The 15,654-nt window shown below is 64.0% G+C and carries 19 protein-coding genes; 4 read left to right on the top strand and 15 right to left on the bottom strand.

What is annotated here, in order from left to right:
* Positions 1–106: 106 nt before the first annotated feature.
* The 11 genes from AC4ELH_RS23995 to AC4ELH_RS24045 form a co-directional block, all read right to left on the bottom strand.
* Entirely contained in the window at positions 107–916 is an 810-nt protein-coding gene (locus AC4ELH_RS23995) for a hypothetical protein (RefSeq protein ID WP_498887129.1), read from the bottom strand.
* 61 nt (positions 917–977) lie between these two features.
* Positions 978–1,427 (bottom strand): hypothetical protein, encoded by a 450-nt coding sequence (locus AC4ELH_RS24000; RefSeq protein ID WP_498887131.1) that lies wholly within the window; start codon positions 1,425–1,427, stop codon positions 978–980.
* On the bottom strand, positions 1,424–1,873 hold the full coding sequence (locus tag AC4ELH_RS24005) for a hypothetical protein (RefSeq protein WP_498887132.1): 450 nt from the start codon (positions 1,871–1,873) through the stop codon (positions 1,424–1,426). Before AC4ELH_RS24005 ends, AC4ELH_RS24000 begins: the two co-directional genes overlap by 4 nt.
* A complete protein-coding gene (locus AC4ELH_RS24010; protein ID WP_498887134.1) occupies positions 1,870–2,337 on the bottom strand; it encodes a hypothetical protein in 468 nt (155 codons plus the stop codon). Before AC4ELH_RS24010 ends, AC4ELH_RS24005 begins: the two co-directional genes overlap by 4 nt.
* A 44-nt stretch (positions 2,338–2,381) precedes the next feature.
* The gene (locus AC4ELH_RS24015) at positions 2,382–2,609 is read right to left on the bottom strand and encodes a hypothetical protein (protein ID WP_498887135.1); all 228 of its coding nucleotides are present in this window, start codon (positions 2,607–2,609) and stop codon (positions 2,382–2,384) included.
* Positions 2,606–3,706 (bottom strand): DNA-methyltransferase, encoded by a 1,101-nt coding sequence (locus AC4ELH_RS24020; protein ID WP_498887136.1) that lies wholly within the window; start codon positions 3,704–3,706, stop codon positions 2,606–2,608. Before AC4ELH_RS24020 ends, AC4ELH_RS24015 begins: the two co-directional genes overlap by 4 nt.
* Positions 3,707–3,879: 173 nt before the next feature.
* Entirely contained in the window at positions 3,880–4,725 is an 846-nt protein-coding gene (locus tag AC4ELH_RS24025) for an alpha/beta fold hydrolase (protein ID WP_498887139.1), read from the bottom strand.
* 95 nt (positions 4,726–4,820) lie between these two features.
* The gene (locus tag AC4ELH_RS24030; protein ID WP_498887141.1) at positions 4,821–5,315 is read right to left on the bottom strand and encodes a hypothetical protein; all 495 of its coding nucleotides are present in this window, start codon (positions 5,313–5,315) and stop codon (positions 4,821–4,823) included.
* Positions 5,312–5,794 carry a hypothetical protein gene (locus tag AC4ELH_RS24035; protein WP_498887143.1) on the bottom strand — a complete coding sequence of 161 codons (483 nt, stop codon included), beginning with the start codon at positions 5,792–5,794 and terminating at the stop codon, positions 5,312–5,314. Before AC4ELH_RS24035 ends, AC4ELH_RS24030 begins: the two co-directional genes overlap by 4 nt.
* A 5-nt stretch (positions 5,795–5,799) precedes the next feature.
* A complete protein-coding gene (locus AC4ELH_RS24040; RefSeq protein ID WP_498887145.1) occupies positions 5,800–6,156 on the bottom strand; it encodes a hypothetical protein in 357 nt (118 codons plus the stop codon).
* Complete coding sequence (locus AC4ELH_RS24045; protein ID WP_498887146.1) at positions 6,149–6,529, bottom strand: WhiB family transcriptional regulator; 381 nt, start codon at positions 6,527–6,529, stop codon at positions 6,149–6,151. The genes AC4ELH_RS24040 and AC4ELH_RS24045 overlap by 8 nt, the downstream gene beginning before the upstream one ends.
* A gap of 406 nt (positions 6,530–6,935) precedes the next feature.
* Here AC4ELH_RS24045 and AC4ELH_RS24050 point away from each other — a divergent pair, with 406 nt between their 5' ends.
* Positions 6,936–7,580 (top strand): helix-turn-helix domain-containing protein, encoded by a 645-nt coding sequence (locus AC4ELH_RS24050; RefSeq protein ID WP_498887148.1) that lies wholly within the window; start codon positions 6,936–6,938, stop codon positions 7,578–7,580.
* 23 nt (positions 7,581–7,603) lie between these two features.
* On the opposite strand, the gene AC4ELH_RS24055 is transcribed toward AC4ELH_RS24050, so the two are convergent.
* Positions 7,604–8,689: a VldE C-terminal domain-containing protein gene (locus AC4ELH_RS24055; protein WP_498887150.1), complete on the bottom strand. Its 1,086-nt coding sequence runs from the start codon at positions 8,687–8,689 to the stop codon at positions 7,604–7,606.
* An 82-nt stretch (positions 8,690–8,771) separates the two neighbouring features.
* Positions 8,772–9,644: a DUF2637 domain-containing protein gene (locus AC4ELH_RS24060; RefSeq protein ID WP_498887152.1), complete on the bottom strand. Its 873-nt coding sequence runs from the start codon at positions 9,642–9,644 to the stop codon at positions 8,772–8,774.
* Positions 9,645–11,355: 1,711 nt separating this feature from the next.
* Between AC4ELH_RS24060 and AC4ELH_RS24065 the strand changes: the two genes are divergently transcribed.
* Positions 11,356–12,339, top strand: a complete 984-nt coding sequence (locus AC4ELH_RS24065; RefSeq protein WP_498887155.1) for a ParA family protein — start codon at positions 11,356–11,358, stop codon at positions 12,337–12,339.
* Positions 12,336–12,974: a hypothetical protein gene (locus AC4ELH_RS24070; RefSeq protein ID WP_498887157.1), complete on the top strand. Its 639-nt coding sequence runs from the start codon at positions 12,336–12,338 to the stop codon at positions 12,972–12,974. The genes AC4ELH_RS24065 and AC4ELH_RS24070 overlap by 4 nt, the downstream gene beginning before the upstream one ends.
* A gap of 156 nt (positions 12,975–13,130) precedes the next feature.
* Here the strand turns inward: AC4ELH_RS24070 and AC4ELH_RS24075 are convergent, their stop codons facing one another.
* The gene (locus AC4ELH_RS24075; protein ID WP_498887159.1) at positions 13,131–13,592 is read right to left on the bottom strand and encodes a hypothetical protein; all 462 of its coding nucleotides are present in this window, start codon (positions 13,590–13,592) and stop codon (positions 13,131–13,133) included.
* Between the two features lie 261 nt (positions 13,593–13,853).
* On the opposite strand from AC4ELH_RS24075, the gene AC4ELH_RS24080 reads away from it, so the two are divergent.
* Entirely contained in the window at positions 13,854–14,156 is a 303-nt protein-coding gene (locus tag AC4ELH_RS24080) for a hypothetical protein (protein ID WP_498887161.1), read from the top strand.
* Positions 14,157–14,168: 12 nt separating this feature from the next.
* Here the strand turns inward: AC4ELH_RS24080 and AC4ELH_RS24085 are convergent, their stop codons facing one another.
* A complete protein-coding gene (locus AC4ELH_RS24085; protein WP_498887163.1) occupies positions 14,169–15,614 on the bottom strand; it encodes a serine/threonine-protein kinase in 1,446 nt (481 codons plus the stop codon).
* Positions 15,615–15,654: the final 40 nt, after the last annotated feature.

Genomic DNA, 15,654 nt, shown 5'->3' on the forward strand with positions numbered 1-15,654 from the left:
TCGACGAGGGCTGGTGGCGCGGCAGGAGTGGCCGCGGCGGCGGGGGCCGGTGCTTCGGGCTCGGTGGTGGTGTCGGCGAGGTCGTCGAACAGCGACGCCTGCGGTCCTACCGTTCGGGCAGACCGTCGTGGCGCAGATCGCTGTAGATCATCTGCGCCAGTTCGCTTGTCAGCGGGTCCTCGCGGTGGCCGGGTGGTCTCAACGCGTCCTCGGCCCGGGCCGCCAGTAGGTAGCCCGCCTTGATTCGAAACGGTCCCGAGAACTCCGCCGCCGGCCACAGGTGGTCGATCAGTGCTTCGAGATCCTCGCTGGGCTCCCTCTGGTACGCCGGGTTCGTCCAGCGCTGCTGCCAGTCCAGCTGACCGGGATCCAGGATCGGATCCGGTGTCTCCCACGGTGGCGTGTCGTTCTCGTCGGTCTCGATCAGCTCGTAGAGCTCGTTGTTCAGCACGATCTTGGTCGCCTGCGTCCGGGCTGCGTCCAACAACGCCACTTTGGTCGCGTGATTGGGGCTCTGCCCGTTGCGGCTGTGACTCCACGCTTGGATCGCCTGCGCCCACAGCGTCTCCGACAGGCTGGCCGCCATCGAGCTGATCTTGTCGGCCTCGGCGGTCAGGAATTGGCTGCGCTGCTCTGGGGTCCAGTCGTCGGGCAGTCCCAGATCGGTCGAATAGACCGTCTGCACCGCCTGGAGGATCTCCGGATCGATCACCGTCACCGCCTGCCTCGTCGAGGATGCTGAACAGATCCGGCTGGTCGGGGTCCGGTCGTCTGTTGCGGCCCATATTGTCCTCTCCTGGGTGATGGTGTCGGGATCTGGGTAGCCCAGCGCGTCGCAGAAGCGTTTCCAGTTGCGGTCGGCGATTGCTCGGCGACGCGCGTGCGCCCGGGCGCGCCGCGGGTTGGATCCAGTCATGCCGCGGTGGGCGTCGGTGGCGCTGCGCCGCGGGCCGTGCTGAATACGCGGACTGGGTTTTTCATCGGTGGTTCCTGAGTGCGGCGGCCGCGGTCACCATGGCGTCGGTGACGTTGTGGCGCTGCCGTTTGTCCATGCACCGCAGTCGCGGCAGGGCGCTGCGCATGGGCGGGCTTGTTCGGCGCTGAGTGCATGCGCTCTGCACCTCGTCCCATGCCGTGTCGTCACGGTCGGCCGCGTGCAGGGTTGCGCTGGCGGTGTGCACCCATTGGGTCCCCTGGCCGCTGCCGGCTGCCGACGCTGCCAGGATGAGGGTGGCCAGGGGCTCCAGGGCAACGCTGCACCAGAATCTGGTGCCGGAATGCGAGATGGCTGTGCACGTGAGCAGTTGATCGGCGAGCCGTATTGCTTCGCCGGGGCTCGCCACGCGCGCGAGGGGGTCTCGGCGTAGCGCCAGGAGCAGGCGGCGGCATGTGGTGCGGGGCGCGATGCTGAAGGTGACGGTGTTCATAGGTCGTGGCTCTCTTCCGGTGCGGAGTTGGTAGGACCGTCGCGGTCGCCGGCCGGGACGCTGTGTTGGACAGACTGGGTCGGGTGCAGCGGAGTTGGTGGTGCCGGGGTGAGATCGCGAACCAGAATCGCGACGATCAGGTACAACAGGACGGCCAGACCGAAACCGATCGCGATTCCGCTGATCATTGGGCGTGCTGAATGGTCGGGGTGCGGGTTGGGGGCGGTGGCCGCGCGTGCGGCCGTGTAGGCGTTTTGAGCGGCACGTGCGTAGGCGCAGGCCATTTCCACGTGCTCCTGCGCCACCTGCCGCAATGATTCGGCGCCGTTGGCCGCTGACGCCGCGCGGTCGGCGCATAGGCGTGCCCGGTCAGCGCGGCCTTGGGCCAGATCGGCGAAATGCTGGGCGTCTGCGTGGGTGTCGGGGTGATGGTGGTGAGTGGTCATGGCATCCAGCAGTTGTCGGTGCGGCGCTGCGCGGTGATATGGACGTCGAGCGCGGCAGCGATGAGGGCTCCGGCTTTGGCCAGATCGAGGGTCGGGTCGTCGGTGGGCTGGAACTCCTCCAGCTCGAAAGGCCAGCACGTCGGCGCGGTGTACATGTAGGCGGCTGCGGCGGCCACCAGCGCGCTCGCGCTGGGAGCGGCGGCTGGATCATGGATGGACGCTGACGCCGCGTGTAGCTGGACGCGGTGCTCGGCGGCGATCAGATCGACTGCGGTCAATGCCTGGCGAGGACGGTCGTCGACATTCTCGGTCAGGAATGAGAGCAACTCGATGAGCTCGGCGGGACTGTCGATGCTGAAATCGGCGTACTCGTCGTGAGTTTCGTACCATCGCTGGATGATTTGGTCAGCAAGCGACTGTGCCGGTTGCGAATCGTCGAGGTGTAACAGCTGATCCGTTGACATAACAGGTTCCTTCCCTCACGTTTGGATGTGACGTGTTGGGTTGCTCAGAGTGGAGTGACAGCCAAGACGGCGGTCGCTCCTAGGCTTGCGACGAAGATGGCGATCAGGATGATGGCGGCACCGTGGCGGCGCAGCGCCGTCAACTGAGCACTGAGAACTGGATGACCGGGTTTGGCGCCACGGCTGTGACCTTGGCGCACCTGCTCAATGGACTTGGTTTGTGTTGATGTGCAGGAGAATTCAGTGCGGCGCGGGGCGATTCGGGTATTCATGATGCTTCGCCGATGCCTGGCCGTTGGTCGTGGTCTGGGGTGTCGTAGAGCGTCAGCGGCGGGTCGTCCAGGGCAGCGGTTTCGGATGTCGGGGTGTCGTGTTCGGCAAAGTCCAAGGCGGCGTCGCGGAGCCGTGTCCGTAGAGACAAATCTAGGTAGGCGGCTTTGAGGTCGATTCCGATGTAGCGACGGGCTGCGCGCTGAGCTGCCTGTCCAGTAGTGCCGGCCCCGCTGCACGGGTCCAAGACCGTCCCCCCGGGTTTGCAGCCTGCGACCACGCACATCTGCGCCAGGGTTGGTGGCATCGCAGCGAAGTGAGCGTGCGGGAATGCTTGGGTGTTGATTGCCCATACGTCGCCGGGATTGCGCCCGTTCGGATGGCCGTCGACGTCACGAATCTGCCGCGCGGTGGTGGGCCAACCCTGTCGTGATTGTCCCGGCGGGCGGGGTGTCGTATCGATCGGGCGGCCGGTGGGGCGTCGTTGTGGCCGCATTGTGTGTGGTTGGCGGATGGCGTTGAGATCGAACCAGTAGGTCGGCGACTTGCTGAACAGAAATACGTACTCGTGTCGGGACGACGGTCGATCAGTGACGCTCTCGGGTTTTGCATTGGGCTTGTCCCAGACGATGTCTCGGCGCAGGATCCATCCGTCGTCCTGCAATGCGAAGGCGACTTTCCAGGGTATTCCGAGAAGTTGCTTTCGTCCTATGGTTCCGGTGGTGTTGATCCGGCCTGGCATCACGCGGGGACGGCCGTGTCCTGAGGTGGGTCCTGCCGAGGCGTCTGCTCGGGAAGAGTAGGTGTCGCCGAGGTTGAGCCAGAGCGTTCCGTCATCAGACAGGACGCGTCGCAGCTCGGTGAACAGGATTCGAAGGTTCTCGACGTACTCACTTGGGGTGGCTTCGAGTCCGTACTGGCCGTGCTCGCCATAGTCTCTCAAGTCGAAATATGGTGGGCTAGTGACAATGCAATCCACTGAACCGGTGGGTAATGTGCGGGCCACTTTGATCGCTGCGCCGTGGTAGAGGGTGATCTGGTCGTCTCGGTAGTAGGGGTTCGGCGAAATCAGTTCGCTTGCGGTGGCCGCCGTGGTCATCGGGTCGTCCATCCGCTTCGGTGGTGTCGGCGGCGGCGCTGCACTGATAGCAGCAGCGCCAGGCTGGCAGGGTCTGGTGAGGGCGCTGCTTGCTGAGACGTCCCCGCGGATGTGTTGGTTGGGTGGGGGTGGATCGGCATGAGCTGGCCTTTCTCGTGATGGGTTCGGCGTTGTCACGCAGGGGTTTCGATCGAGCTGGCGTGTCCGACGGTCCGCAGGATGGCGTCGGTGACGGTGCGAGCTGCTTCTTGGAGCAGCATGTGTCCGGCGTCAGGCAGGTGCAGATGGGTTGCGTCGGGAATGGTGGCGGCCATGTGCATCGAGAGGGCAGGTGGCGTGAGGATGTCTTGAGCCCCGCTGATCACCGTGGTCGCCGCGGTGATGCTCGGCAGGATTGCGCGCTGGTCGAAGGTCTTAAGTGAGCGTAGGAAGCCGAGTGTGGTGGCCATGGGTGTCTTCCGGAATGCGGTCGCCAGACCCGACGACACCTTCGTGTCGTGCGTGACAACGTCGCAGAAGGGTTGTGCGAGTGCACCAATGATGCGCTCTGTCCATGCGTGTGGCGTGTGGTCGAGCATGCTGATCATGGAGTCGACGCCGGGGGCGCTGAGGAGGCGGCCGAGTCCGTGCTCGGTGAGTCCGCCGGCGGCGGTGGCCACGAGAACGAGCCCGCAGGGGCGAACGGGCTGCTGGTGCAGCGGCCGGGCCAGGTAACTAAGGGCGGTCATGCCGCCGAGGCTGTGCCCGGTGATCGTGGTCGGGCCGCTGACCTGCAAAGCGGTGAGGATGTCGGCGAGGTCCTGGGCGAGTTGGTCGGGGGTAAAGGTGTTGCGGGGAGCACTGCGAGAGTGCCAGCCGTGCCCACGGTGGTCGTAGGAGATGACGCGAATACTCTTGCGCTGCCACAATGTCTTTGCCGTGTGATGCCAGGATTGAGCGCGCAGGCACAAGCCGTGCAACATGATCACGGTGTGCTCGACGGGGTCAACAGGGCGCGAGTCGTGCACGATGATCTCCACACCGTCACCTGTCAGAACTTGACGCCTGGCTATTCCAGGCTGTCGGGTGGGATGCCAGGGAGGTGGGCCAGACAGGATCGTCGGCGCGATGGATGTCATTGCTGTGTTACCTCGTTTCCCGTTTCTCCGCATCCGCCGGGGCCGAATTGCCGCCAGGGGACGAATCGATAGCTGCCGTTGCGCAGCGGGCACCAAAAGCCCCAGTCACGTACGCGGGGTCCGGTGACGATGAGGGTCAGGCAAGGGATTTCGTCGCCCGCCGGGGTGCGGGGCAGCCGCACGCTGTGTCGGTGCTGGGCGCGACGGACCGCCAGGCTGCCGGGATGGCGAGCGGTGATGCGGTAGGGCTGGATCTCGGTGTAGCCGCCGGCGAGGATCAGAGATGCGAACCACCAGGGATGGTCGTGGCACGTCGGGTCGTCGGACGCCACGAAGCGATGCAGGTAGATGTTGCACAGCGGGTTTCGTGGGATGAGGTACCACCGCTGTAGGTACGGCGCACCGTGGTTGTAGATGATCTGGTGAGGTTGCCGGCGCAGTAGCACTGTGAGCCAGGAGCCTGGGCGTGGTGTGCTGACGGTGGCACTCACGTCGGCCTCGGCTCAAGCCGATCCAGGTCGGACGGTGAAATAGGCTGCGGTACGGGGTATTCGGTCACAACTATGGGCTGCTGACCTGTGACTGGCATTCGCTGGTCCGCCGCAGCGCCGGTGGCGATGATGATCGCGGCGAGGGTGAGCAGTGCGCCGAGCAGGATGCCGATGACGAAAAACCACAGCGACCACAGCGACCATGCGTTCACCGCGCTGCTCGATTCGCTCGCAGGTGACGGGTTGGCCTTGGCTAGCGCATCCAGCGTCGAGATGGCAGAGCTGTGTGCGGCTTCGGCTGAGGCGTTAGCGCTGTCGGCGGCGCTGGCCGCGATTTCAGCCCAGGTACGCGGGGTCGCGGTCGCCGCTGCGGTAGAGGCGATGTCAGACCAGGTGGTCGATTCGTGGGCGCCTTCTCCGGGTTCGCCGTACTCGTCGTCAGCGTCGGTGCTGATCGGTTGTGGTATGCGCGATCTCATGACGGTCAGCCCTTACGCTCAAGCTGGATCTGGAAGGCGTAGGCGCTGCAGGGGGTGTTGAACGCATCCTCGAGGCGGTCAATTTCGTCGTCGTCGACGCCGTGAGTTGCCGACCAAGTGACGATGCGGCCACGAGCGGGGTGCTTGATGATTTTGCCGTCGGCGTGGAGTTTGAGCAGTGCCCGGTAGACGCGTTCCTGCAGAGGAGGGAAGTGCGTGTGGCCGCCGGGTTGTAGTGGCTGAGTCGGTGCGTGGCTGCGCAGTTCAGTTGTGCTCAGGGGCCGGCGCGCTGTTCGAAGCTGGGCGAGGATGTCGTCGCGGAGCATGGCGTTGAGGCGCTGTTCGAATTTGCGATCAGGCACTGGCCGACTCCCTGACGGGGCGGTGTTGTGAGGGAAACGCTGCGTAGTGCATGGCGTCGCGAATGGCCAGGGTGCGGCGGCGGTGGGACTCGGGTTGGTGGTCCATCGCGGAGACGACGAATGCCAGCTGTCTGCGGGCTGCGGCGTGCTGTTCGAGCGTGGCGTGCTCTCCGGGCAGGTTGACCCCGCCCCACACGCCGTCGACCGCTTCGGTGTCCAGTGCTGCGCGCGCGCAGGCCTTTCTCAGGGGGCAGTTGCCGCAGATCCGCTGTGCCTCGCCCGCCTTGCGGTAGTCGAACCAGGTGTCGGGGTCGGAGTAGGCGCACAGTCCGTTGCTTTCCACGTCCACCCGATTGGCCACTAGGTGTGTCATGCCGTCGCCTCCAAAGTTGCGTTCATGTTGGGCCTTAGTTGTGCTCAACTTGTGCATGAGGTGATCATAACCCCAACTCGATGAGTTTGTGCAGCACTAATCTCCGATTGTCCGCACCCGATAGCGACACAGCCGAGTTCCGCCCCGAAGACGAGGGCGCGTAGTTACGCCAAAAAGCCGCGTTGAACTGTGTTTTTGAACGGTGTCTGCCGCGTTTCGGTAGCGGAGCGCGACGCGCCACATTTCGGTGTAGCCGAACGGCGGGCAGGGGTTGACAGACTTTTATTACCTCTTAGTTGCTGCCTAGTGGGGTCTTATGTGCGCATCGGCAGTGGGTACAATCGGTGCGATGCAATAAGTGCCCAGGTACGTGTCTGCTCGGCATCTTTGTGGTTCACTTTGTGTTGTGGATGGCGATGTCGACGATGGTGCGCGCGGACACGCGTCTGCCAGCGGCGATGAGCCGGACCCTTCGCTGGCGAGGCTGCGTGATTTCGTCATCCGGCGGCGCGACGAATTGGGCTTGAGCCAGCGTCGGTTAGCCGAGATTGCCGGCGTATCGCTGGGCACAGCGACCAGATTGGAACGTGGCGCGGGGGCGCCGCGGGTGGGCAACGTCCCCAAGCTCGAAGATGCCCTGCAGTGGCCGCGGGGAACGTTTCGAGCCATTCGCGACGGTCAGGATCCGCCTAAGATCGCCCCGCGAACCCCTTCCCTGTCCCCCGACCAGGCCGCGACCGCTGAACCGGTTTCCTCGACCGCGCTTCGTGGGGCCAGTCAGCACGCCCAGGCGCTCTCCATCGCCTCTGCGGTGGTGGATGTTGTGGCGGTTTGCTTGGAGGTGCTCACCAGCGAGCCGCCTGATCAGGACGCGCGGATCAACGCGCTCAATGACTTAGAAACTCACATGCGTGGGATTGAAAAGCTCATTACGGCAAGCATTCCCGACCTGGTGTCCGATGGCGCGGTGTTCGATGATGCGATGGCCGTTGTTCGCGAAGTCCACGAGAGTCGTGTCTCGATCCAGAAGGCCGCCGAGGCACTGCAGTAATCAGCTGCCCGGCACAGCTGGCCCTAGTGGCCCTCGAATCCGCCGCCGATACTGGCGACGTGCACGTGGTCGAAGTGATTCGCCGTCGGGCCACCTCGATCGGTCATGCCCGATGAGGTGCCGTCAGGGTTGTGCTGAGCTTGGCGCCACAGGGCATGGTCGACCCCGAGTTCTTGAGCGTGGGTTTGGAGAAACGCCACGATTCGGTCACCGAGGGCTTTGCCGCCGGGGGTGTTCCACTGCGGGATCATGACGTCGAGGGCCAGCCCAGAGGGATGCCACTTCATCGAATCCGGCCGGTAGCCGCCGATGTCGGTGATCTCTGGGAACGCTGCGGTGATCGCGCGGCTGATGCGCCGGGTGTACTTCTGGATACGGCTCTCATTGGCCAGACCGGGCCGGTCAAGGCCTCCTATTCCCGGGATGCCCTTTTCTGAGCGGGTCTGCCCCTGAGCGAGCTGGCTGGCCTTCTGTATGGGTGCGAACAGTCCGCCGAGTCCACCGGTCAAGGCGCTCATCGGCGAGCCGCCTGGCATCGGCGCTCCTCCCCCTCCGCCGCCGAAGGGCATTGCTCCCCCACCCATGGGCATACCGCCACCACCCATAGGCCGGCCACCATAGCCCGATCCGGCGGCCCGAATCATGTTCGCCATAGCGATGTTTCGCTGCTCACTTTTGTTGAGGAGTGCTTTGGCGCGGTCGAGCTGGCTTTCCAGATGGGTGACCAGGACCTGCTTGCCGGCCGGGGTGTCGGTGCTCGGCGCGATCGCGCTCACCCCGCTGCGGGTATCGCTGACCACGTTGGTCATCCCCGACTTGCCGTCGCGGGAATCGTTGGATGCCGCCACCACCTGCGGACCGACCCGCCCGTCGGCACCAACCACCGAATCCAGTGCGGCCACACCCTTGTCACCCGAGAGCCGATACCCCGCTCCCCCAGCGCCACGCCAGTTCTCAGGCACCGAATCCAGCCCGGCACCCAAACTGGTCTTCAAGCTCTGCAAACCCGACGATGACGGCAAACCCGACGCCGGGGCAGCCGATCCGTACAGTTCGCGCGCACCACCGAGGGCCGTCTCCGTCGCATCAACAAGGCCCTGCAAGGACATAACCGGCAGTATCACCCAACCCCAACACCAAGAACCACCACCAAACCCACATTCGCCACCTCAGTACCCACCCGGCGCCTGCTCACATTGCACCGGTGTTGTTGTCGGTGGCGAGCACGGCTTTGGCCGCGTCGCGGATCTTGGCGACTGTGTCGTGGTGCAGGTCCACCTCCGGCTGGCCACCAATTTTGCGCAGCGACATTGCGGGGCGGTGGTCGTACAGGTATCTCAGCACATGGGCGAGTTTGGCCGTCGCCACATTGGTGCAGTGACCGTCCTCCTGCATCTTGGCCGCCACGGCGTCCCACTTGTTGATCCGCTCTGCGGCCAACGCCAACGCGCCGTCTCTGACCCGGGAGGCTGCGTCTGGCGGCGGAGTTGGGTTGAACTTCCACTGAATCGCCAAGCTGTGGGTGGCCGCGATGAGCGCCGCGGGTGGGACACACGCGACCACCACTGCGCTGACTCTCATCCAGGTCGGCAGCTGCCCAGTGAGAAGCCAGGCGTGCGTGCCGTTTCCGATGACACTGAGCAGCGCCGAGACGATCAGGACCGCCCAGTAATAGTTGCGGTTATTGCGCTGATCGGGGTAGGGCGACAGAGCCACGAGCCCCTGGGTGGCCAAGATGATCAGGCCATCGACGATGATCGGCCACAACCAGGCGAAGTGAAAAGTCAATCCGAACACGGAGATCCGGCCAGGGAACGCTGTGGTGGCGGCAAGATCAGCCAGCGAAGCGTAGGACAGAACAAAGCTAACGACCGCAATCAAGATGGTGATGGCCACCGCGTTGCGGCGGGCAGCTCTGACCAGCTTGAGCTGCAGCTCGACTTGGCTGTCCCACTCTGTATCGGGTTGATTGGGCGGTGAGATCGCATCCGCCCGAGCGCTCGGTGGTTCTGCGACGGCTGAAAGATGTCCGTCGGTGATAGGTCGGTCGTCAAGGACGGTCATGAAGGTGAACTCTCCGTGGTGTGGTGTTCGTCGACCGCGACCTGCGGCAGTTCACATGCTGACTTGTGCGCGTGCGGTGGCACCACCAGCAGAGCCATATTCGACCGATTCTCATCTCACCGCCCTATGACGTGGAGATTGGTTGGCACGCAACAGACCCGAACGCGCTGCCGTAGACAGGCCGCCGCAGTTAGGGCTCCTGGCCCCACCATCCGAGTCCTGCCGACCAGCGGGAATGCGCCAACGGCCACGTAGACGCACGATCGAGCAGGGAACCGATAGCGGACACCTGGGAAGGGGTTCAGGCGAGCGAGGCGCGGCGCTGGGGTGCAATTCGCGATGATGCGCGTTAGCGCGCAGGAACGCGCTGGCGTAAAAGCCCAGGTGGGACGGCCGGCGGGCCTGGCAGAGCTGCGCTACCCCGACCACGGCCAGTCGGACGGCACGACTGCGGATCGGATCAGAGGCGCGACGCTGCAGCTCACCTGCCGTGCCATTGACCACCGGATACGGCGAGATACCTTGAGCGTCACGGTTATCCGAATTGGTGTACACGTACTGCTACATGGGCGCTACCGCACTGTGCAGAGTATGGTCGCGCGGGCGGCGACTCGCATTGTGGGAAGAGCTGTCGCCGAGGCACTGGTGCGAATCGAGTATCGGATTCGTCCACATGCCGTGCGCCGTGTGCGTGCGCATGGCACGACGTGCATGCCGACACCAACGCCGCAGAGCGTTGCGGCACCAATTGAGTGGTGTGGTGGGCGCAATGGATGCGGCGCTGTAGCGGTGCACATTGCGACTGCCGCCTCGTAATCAATGCGCGTATAAGCTCAGGCGACGATGCGCGGCCGTGCTGCCACCACCACGGTATACGCGACTCGGTGCGCAATGCGAGCCGCAGTGTGGGACACAGCATTTGATGCGGTGATCGCCATAGCCGCGGTGAAAATCCAGGCCACTGTCGCATACCGCATGCCGTCCGCAATGCGGTACGCAACGGGAAGCAGCGCGACACGCCCAACGGTGAAACGAATTTTTCCCGAAGCAGGCATGGAAATGCGAGTGCCGATTGCGCCGCGCATACGATGCCGTACCTAGTTGCTGTTATCTGCATAGGCACCGCCCGAAGGTGCACGACAAACCGCGTGCAACGCAATAACCCGGACGGTTCAGAAGGTATGCGATGCCATGCGGATCAATACCTGACAACAGGTATTGATCCAGGTATGTGGTTAGGCGGTGGTGCAGGTATTGGCCAAGGTGCACGGTCACACGCGACCCTATGGCTGACGTGCGGTGTTGCCCAACGTCGCGGTGATCATTGCCCGCCAGCCGGGACACCGTGGCGGTGGCGAGATGCGTTCGAAAACGGGGGATATCGCGCGGGAACGAGCCTGACGCCAAGCGCGAGGAGGCACTGTGGGGCATGCAACGCCCGCAGCTCTGGGCATCGTGGGATCGCTCACTACGTGGCGCGCTTCTGACAGTGTCCGGTTTGCTGCGGGACGGCATGCATGGACGGTGGCATTGTGCCGAACTGGCGGCCGCGTGTGCGTTGGGGCTCGTGGCTGGGCGCGGCGCGGCCTGGCGTGTCATGTTGTGCGCCTTAGACTTTGTGAACCATGGGCGTGCATGGTGTTCAGCACCTTTGGCGGTGCGGTTCAGCAGGCGCGCAGAACCCCCGATACTCGCAGAGTGAGGCGCCCGCATGACTAGCAGCGTAGCCGCTTGGGATGACTCTGGGCCCGCAGAACCCGCCGTAGATTGGCGGCGTCTGGGCAAGGTCTACCTGTTCGGAAACGGCAAGGGAGGGGTCGGCAAGACCACGTGTTCAACGCACGCGGCCGCGCTCGTTGCCTCCGATGGAGCCCGCACGCTCCTTGTCGACCTCAACGGTCAAGGAAACGTTGCGACCATCCTCGGCTTCGCCAACACCGAAGCAAACGACCAAGGCCGCAACCTGTTCAGCGCCATCACCGCCGGCGCACCCCTGACACCAGTTCGCGACGTCCGCCCCAATCTCGATGTCGTCCCGGGCGGCCCCTTCGTCAAACGCATCACCCCCGTGCTGTCCGCCGAGATGGGCAACCCTCACACCGCAAAGCACGTCTTGATGTCACTTGCCCTGGCCCTGCAACAGATCAGCGATTCGTACGGATTGATCATCATCGACTCACCACCGGAGAATCAGACACTGCTCCAACTCGCACTGTGTGCAGCGAGATTTGTGGTTGTCCCGATGAAGACCGACGCCTTGTCGCGAACGGGCCTGCGCGAGCTGGCCGGTGACTTTCGGGCCATGCGAGAGCACAACCCGTATCTGATCCTGTTGGGCTGCTTTGTCTTCGCGTCGGGATACCAGGCGAAAAACATCCGGAAAGAGACGAAAGAGAATGTGTCACGCGACCTCGGAAAGAACGGTGACGAGGTGATGCTGGAGTCCTTCATCCGTCACTCGGAGGCAGTGGGACAACAGGTGCCCAAGTACGGGCGACTGGCCCATGAGCTGGAGAAAGAAATCGTTAACAATCCGAAGCATTGGGAGCTGAAGAAGGGCACCGCCACCAACAACGCGGTGGTGAGCACGACGACGCAACCTGTGGCCGAAGACTTCGCAAAACTGACAAAGGAAATACTCACCCGCGGTTCCACGATCCGCGCCGAGATGATGGAAAAGGGGATGTGGCCGTGAGCAACAACCTGACCCCACAGGAACTACCAGCAGAGGATCTCGGGGACCTCACGGCCCCGCCAGTGCGCGGCGCCGGCTTATCTGGCCTCCTCGACGAAGCCCTACCCACGCCACGACTTGTCCCGGATCTGCCGGAGACCGGAGACCTTGTCCCTCCGGCCGATAGTGTCGAAGAGGTCTCGGTGGTGACAACGCCACCGGCGCTTTCCTCTACGCGTGCGTCGACGCCGCGCAAGCCGGGTCGGCCCCGCACTCGCACCAAGCCGACATCGGCTGTGTATGTGAGTGCTGGCGTCAAGAAGCGGTTCGAGAAGTACCGCCACGACACCAAATCGACCAACCTGACTGTGATCCTGCAGGCGATCAGCGCCAAGCACAAAGCGCAAGAGCTCGAAAAGATCATCGAAAGGTCGCGCTACAGCACGGTGCCGACGAACGATCTGTTCCCCTCCGACCCCTCGGCGGTGCGTTATCTGGGCGGCGGAAGTTCGCAGATCGCGTTCAGCCCAACCAAGGAGCAAGAGAAGGTGATCGACGACATCGGCAACAAGCTGGGCTTCGACACCCGCTCAACATGGATCGCCGCGGTCCTCAATGACTTCCTTCCGGGAAAGAAGGACGCCACTGCCACCTAGCGGTCGCTGTGGTTTGAGGACTCCGCGGCTCGACCAGGTCGATGGGCGGGACGGGGGAGTCCTCGGGTTGGCCGATAATTGGGTACCGACTGGCTGGGGTTCGGACGCCTTGGCCAGTTGGTCACCAATATCAAGTGAGCCCGTGATGGGCGCGGGCTACTCGGCTGCTTTCGATACTTGGCTGAGGGACGCGATCGTCTTGCTCAGAGCGGTGATCGTGTCGAGCAGTTCGTTGCGGTCCTTTTCGAGCCGCTCCACTTTGCTTTGAAGCTCCTGTTCGCGGCGGCGGGATGCTTCCAGGTCGGCGCCTTGCATCAGGAAAAGCTGTTGCAGGTCCTGGATCGGTTCCTGCGTGCGGGGCGGCCAGCGGCCGTTGTTCTGCAAGTAGGCTTCGAAGCTGTCGGCGAGGAGGAACCATGCGTCGGCGCCTCTGCGGCCCTCGATATGTCCTCGTTCACTTTCGACGATGTTGCCGCGGCTGGCGAGATCTGTGGCCCATCGGGCGGTGCGGCCGGCCAGTTGGCCGGCCTGGGCGGCAAGGTACGCGCGCCGGCCTGATGGGCTCACCACTTCGCCGTATTCCCCGTGTGGCCACGGGGCGCCTGCCGCCTCGCCCACAGGTGGAACTGTAGCTTGGTTTCCGGAAGGTTTCTGCATTCAGTCCCGCTGTTTCCGGAATCACCGCCCTAATCGGCGCATACACGGCCGCGGCAAGACACGCCGAGCAGCTATTTCCGGAATATTTCCGCATCACCGTATACTTACCGACAGCAGAAATAGCGCATGAACTGGGTTTATCGGCTTCCGGAATGACGTCCGAGTTTCCGGAAACTGCCTTATCAGTGCATACGCCGCCGACGACCGCATACGGGAGCAGGAATGCCGCACAACTCCAGCACCGCAACACTCGAAGATGAGGCCGCTCGCCGCAAGCGTCGTCAAGGCTCGGAGACCCGCGACATGACCGGCGTTCTACGGGTCCGCTACCGCCAGGATGACCTGCAGGCGCTCACCGACCAGGCCGGCAAGCGTCTGCCCGCGCTGATTCGGCAGTACGGCGATCTGCTCACCGAGCTGTTGCCGGTGGCCGACGCGCAGGGCGTGGACCCGGTCGAGCTCATTCGCCAAACGGCGACGACACTGCTGGACAATCGCGACGCGCTGGCGCAACGCGCGTCGTAGCCGGTCACTGACTCAGCGGCTGGCTGCGCGCCAGGAGCCTTGCGGGTTCTCTTCGGGCATCTGGCCGGGGTGTTGCAGTTGCCCTAGTGCGGCTTGAGCGAACCATCCCAGCCAGCGGTCGAGGAACGGCGTGAGGTTAGTCGGATCCACTTCGACGAACGGCCGGGCCAAACCTATAGTGCTGGTGACAGGTTCGAATATGACGTGAGATTCGTTGACGCTCATCGAGGTCGGAACGATGTTGTTGAGTGCGAAGAGTTGATGGAACGCCACCTCGTACCAGGCGAACCGGTCCTCTTGTTGGGCATCGCAATACCACAACGAGTGGGATCGGCCGGCGTAGCCGCCGGGGCCGCTTTCAGGCATGTTCACCGAGATCACCGATTCGGCGATAACCGTGAACGGTGAGGTCCACCTTGATTCGCTCAATACCGGTGGGGCTACCCCTAATCGGGCTTTCTCCAGCTTGGCGAGCAGAATCGGTCCTGGGGTGCCTGCGGGTCGCGCAGCGTCGAAGGTGACGCGGGATGCGGCCGTGCTGAGGGCGGTTCGCAGTTCGTCGACGACGCGGGTGAAGACTCGTTCGCCTGAGCTGAGCAGCTGCTCGCGCCATTGTTGGTCGGCTTGCTCAGCGGTGGCTTTGCGGTAGGTTGCGTCTTCGCGTTTGGCCGATTCTCGGTCGACAGCCTGTAGCAGTTCGAAGCCTTTCCCGCGGGGGGCCTGGTCGAGGGCTTCTAGACGGGCTAGGACGGTGGCCGCACTCGGGCGGGAGCCAGGTGCCTTGAGCAGGCAGTCGTCCACCAGTAGGCGCAGGCCGTCGGGCACTGCGGTGAGGGTGGGAGGATCGTCGTTGAGGTGCTGGTCTCGGAAATCTGGCCCCGTGAAAGGCGGCGTGCCGGTGAGCAGTTGGTAGGCCATGGCACCGAAGGCGTAGATGTCGGTGGCGGCGGTGGCTCGTTGTTCCAGCCACTGTTCGGGTGCCGCGTACGGCCGGGTCTTCTTGTACTTGTGGGTGTCGGCGGCGGTGGTGGCGTCGGCGAATCGGGCGATGCCGAAGTCGGCCAAACACCAAGTGCCGTCTAGCAACAACACGTTGGCTGGCTTGAGGTCGCGGTGCACGATCACGCCGTCGAGCGTGTCGAGCGCGGTGGCGATATCGCGAAGGATGGGGACGGCCTGATCCGGAAGCAGCGGCCCGTGCTGTTCGAGGTACTTGGCGAGGCTGAGGTCGGCGCGGGGCATGACCAAGACGAGCTCGGTGCCGTGCTGGCCGTGGTCGAGGATCGGGACCACGTGGGCGTGGCCGGTCGCGGTGAGCGCCTCACCGATGAGGGTCTCGCGGCCGGCGCCGGAGGTGTCGTCTACGACTTTCGCCACGGCTTCTTGACCGTGTTCGTCGTGGACGACCCAGATCATTCCGAAACCGCCAGTGTCGGCCTCGTTGAGCAGACGCTCCACGGTCCACGACCGGCCGTTGAGATTAAGAACCAACCCAGGT

This window comes from Mycobacterium shunyiense (genome assembly GCF_058270075.1).

What these genes read in the sequence shown, in the direction of transcription:
- AC4ELH_RS23995 (WP_498887129.1), bottom strand. Translation starts at nt 916, where the DNA reads ATGACTGGATCCAACCCGCGGCGCGCCCGGGCGCACGCGCGTCGCCGA.
- AC4ELH_RS24045 (WP_498887146.1), bottom strand. Translation starts at nt 6,529, where the DNA reads ATGACACACCTAGTGGCCAATCGGGTGGACGTGGAAAGCAACGGACTG.
- AC4ELH_RS24065 (WP_498887155.1), top strand. Translation starts at nt 11,356, where the DNA reads ATGACTAGCAGCGTAGCCGCTTGGGATGACTCTGGGCCCGCAGAACCC.
- AC4ELH_RS24060 (WP_498887152.1), bottom strand. Translation starts at nt 9,644, where the DNA reads ATGACCGTCCTTGACGACCGACCTATCACCGACGGACATCTTTCAGCC.
- AC4ELH_RS24055 (WP_498887150.1), bottom strand. Translation starts at nt 8,689, where the DNA reads ATGTCCTTGCAGGGCCTTGTTGATGCGACGGAGACGGCCCTCGGTGGT.
- AC4ELH_RS24015 (WP_498887135.1), bottom strand. Translation starts at nt 2,609, where the DNA reads ATGAATACCCGAATCGCCCCGCGCCGCACTGAATTCTCCTGCACATCA.
- AC4ELH_RS24035 (WP_498887143.1), bottom strand. Translation starts at nt 5,794, where the DNA reads ATGAGATCGCGCATACCACAACCGATCAGCACCGACGCTGACGACGAG.
- AC4ELH_RS24005 (WP_498887132.1), bottom strand. Translation starts at nt 1,873, where the DNA reads ATGACCACTCACCACCATCACCCCGACACCCACGCAGACGCCCAGCAT.
- AC4ELH_RS24010 (WP_498887134.1), bottom strand. Translation starts at nt 2,337, where the DNA reads ATGTCAACGGATCAGCTGTTACACCTCGACGATTCGCAACCGGCACAG.
- AC4ELH_RS24020 (WP_498887136.1), bottom strand. Translation starts at nt 3,706, where the DNA reads ATGACCACGGCGGCCACCGCAAGCGAACTGATTTCGCCGAACCCCTAC.
- AC4ELH_RS24000 (WP_498887131.1), bottom strand. Translation starts at nt 1,427, where the DNA reads ATGAACACCGTCACCTTCAGCATCGCGCCCCGCACCACATGCCGCCGC.
- AC4ELH_RS24080 (WP_498887161.1), top strand. Translation starts at nt 13,854, where the DNA reads ATGCCGCACAACTCCAGCACCGCAACACTCGAAGATGAGGCCGCTCGC.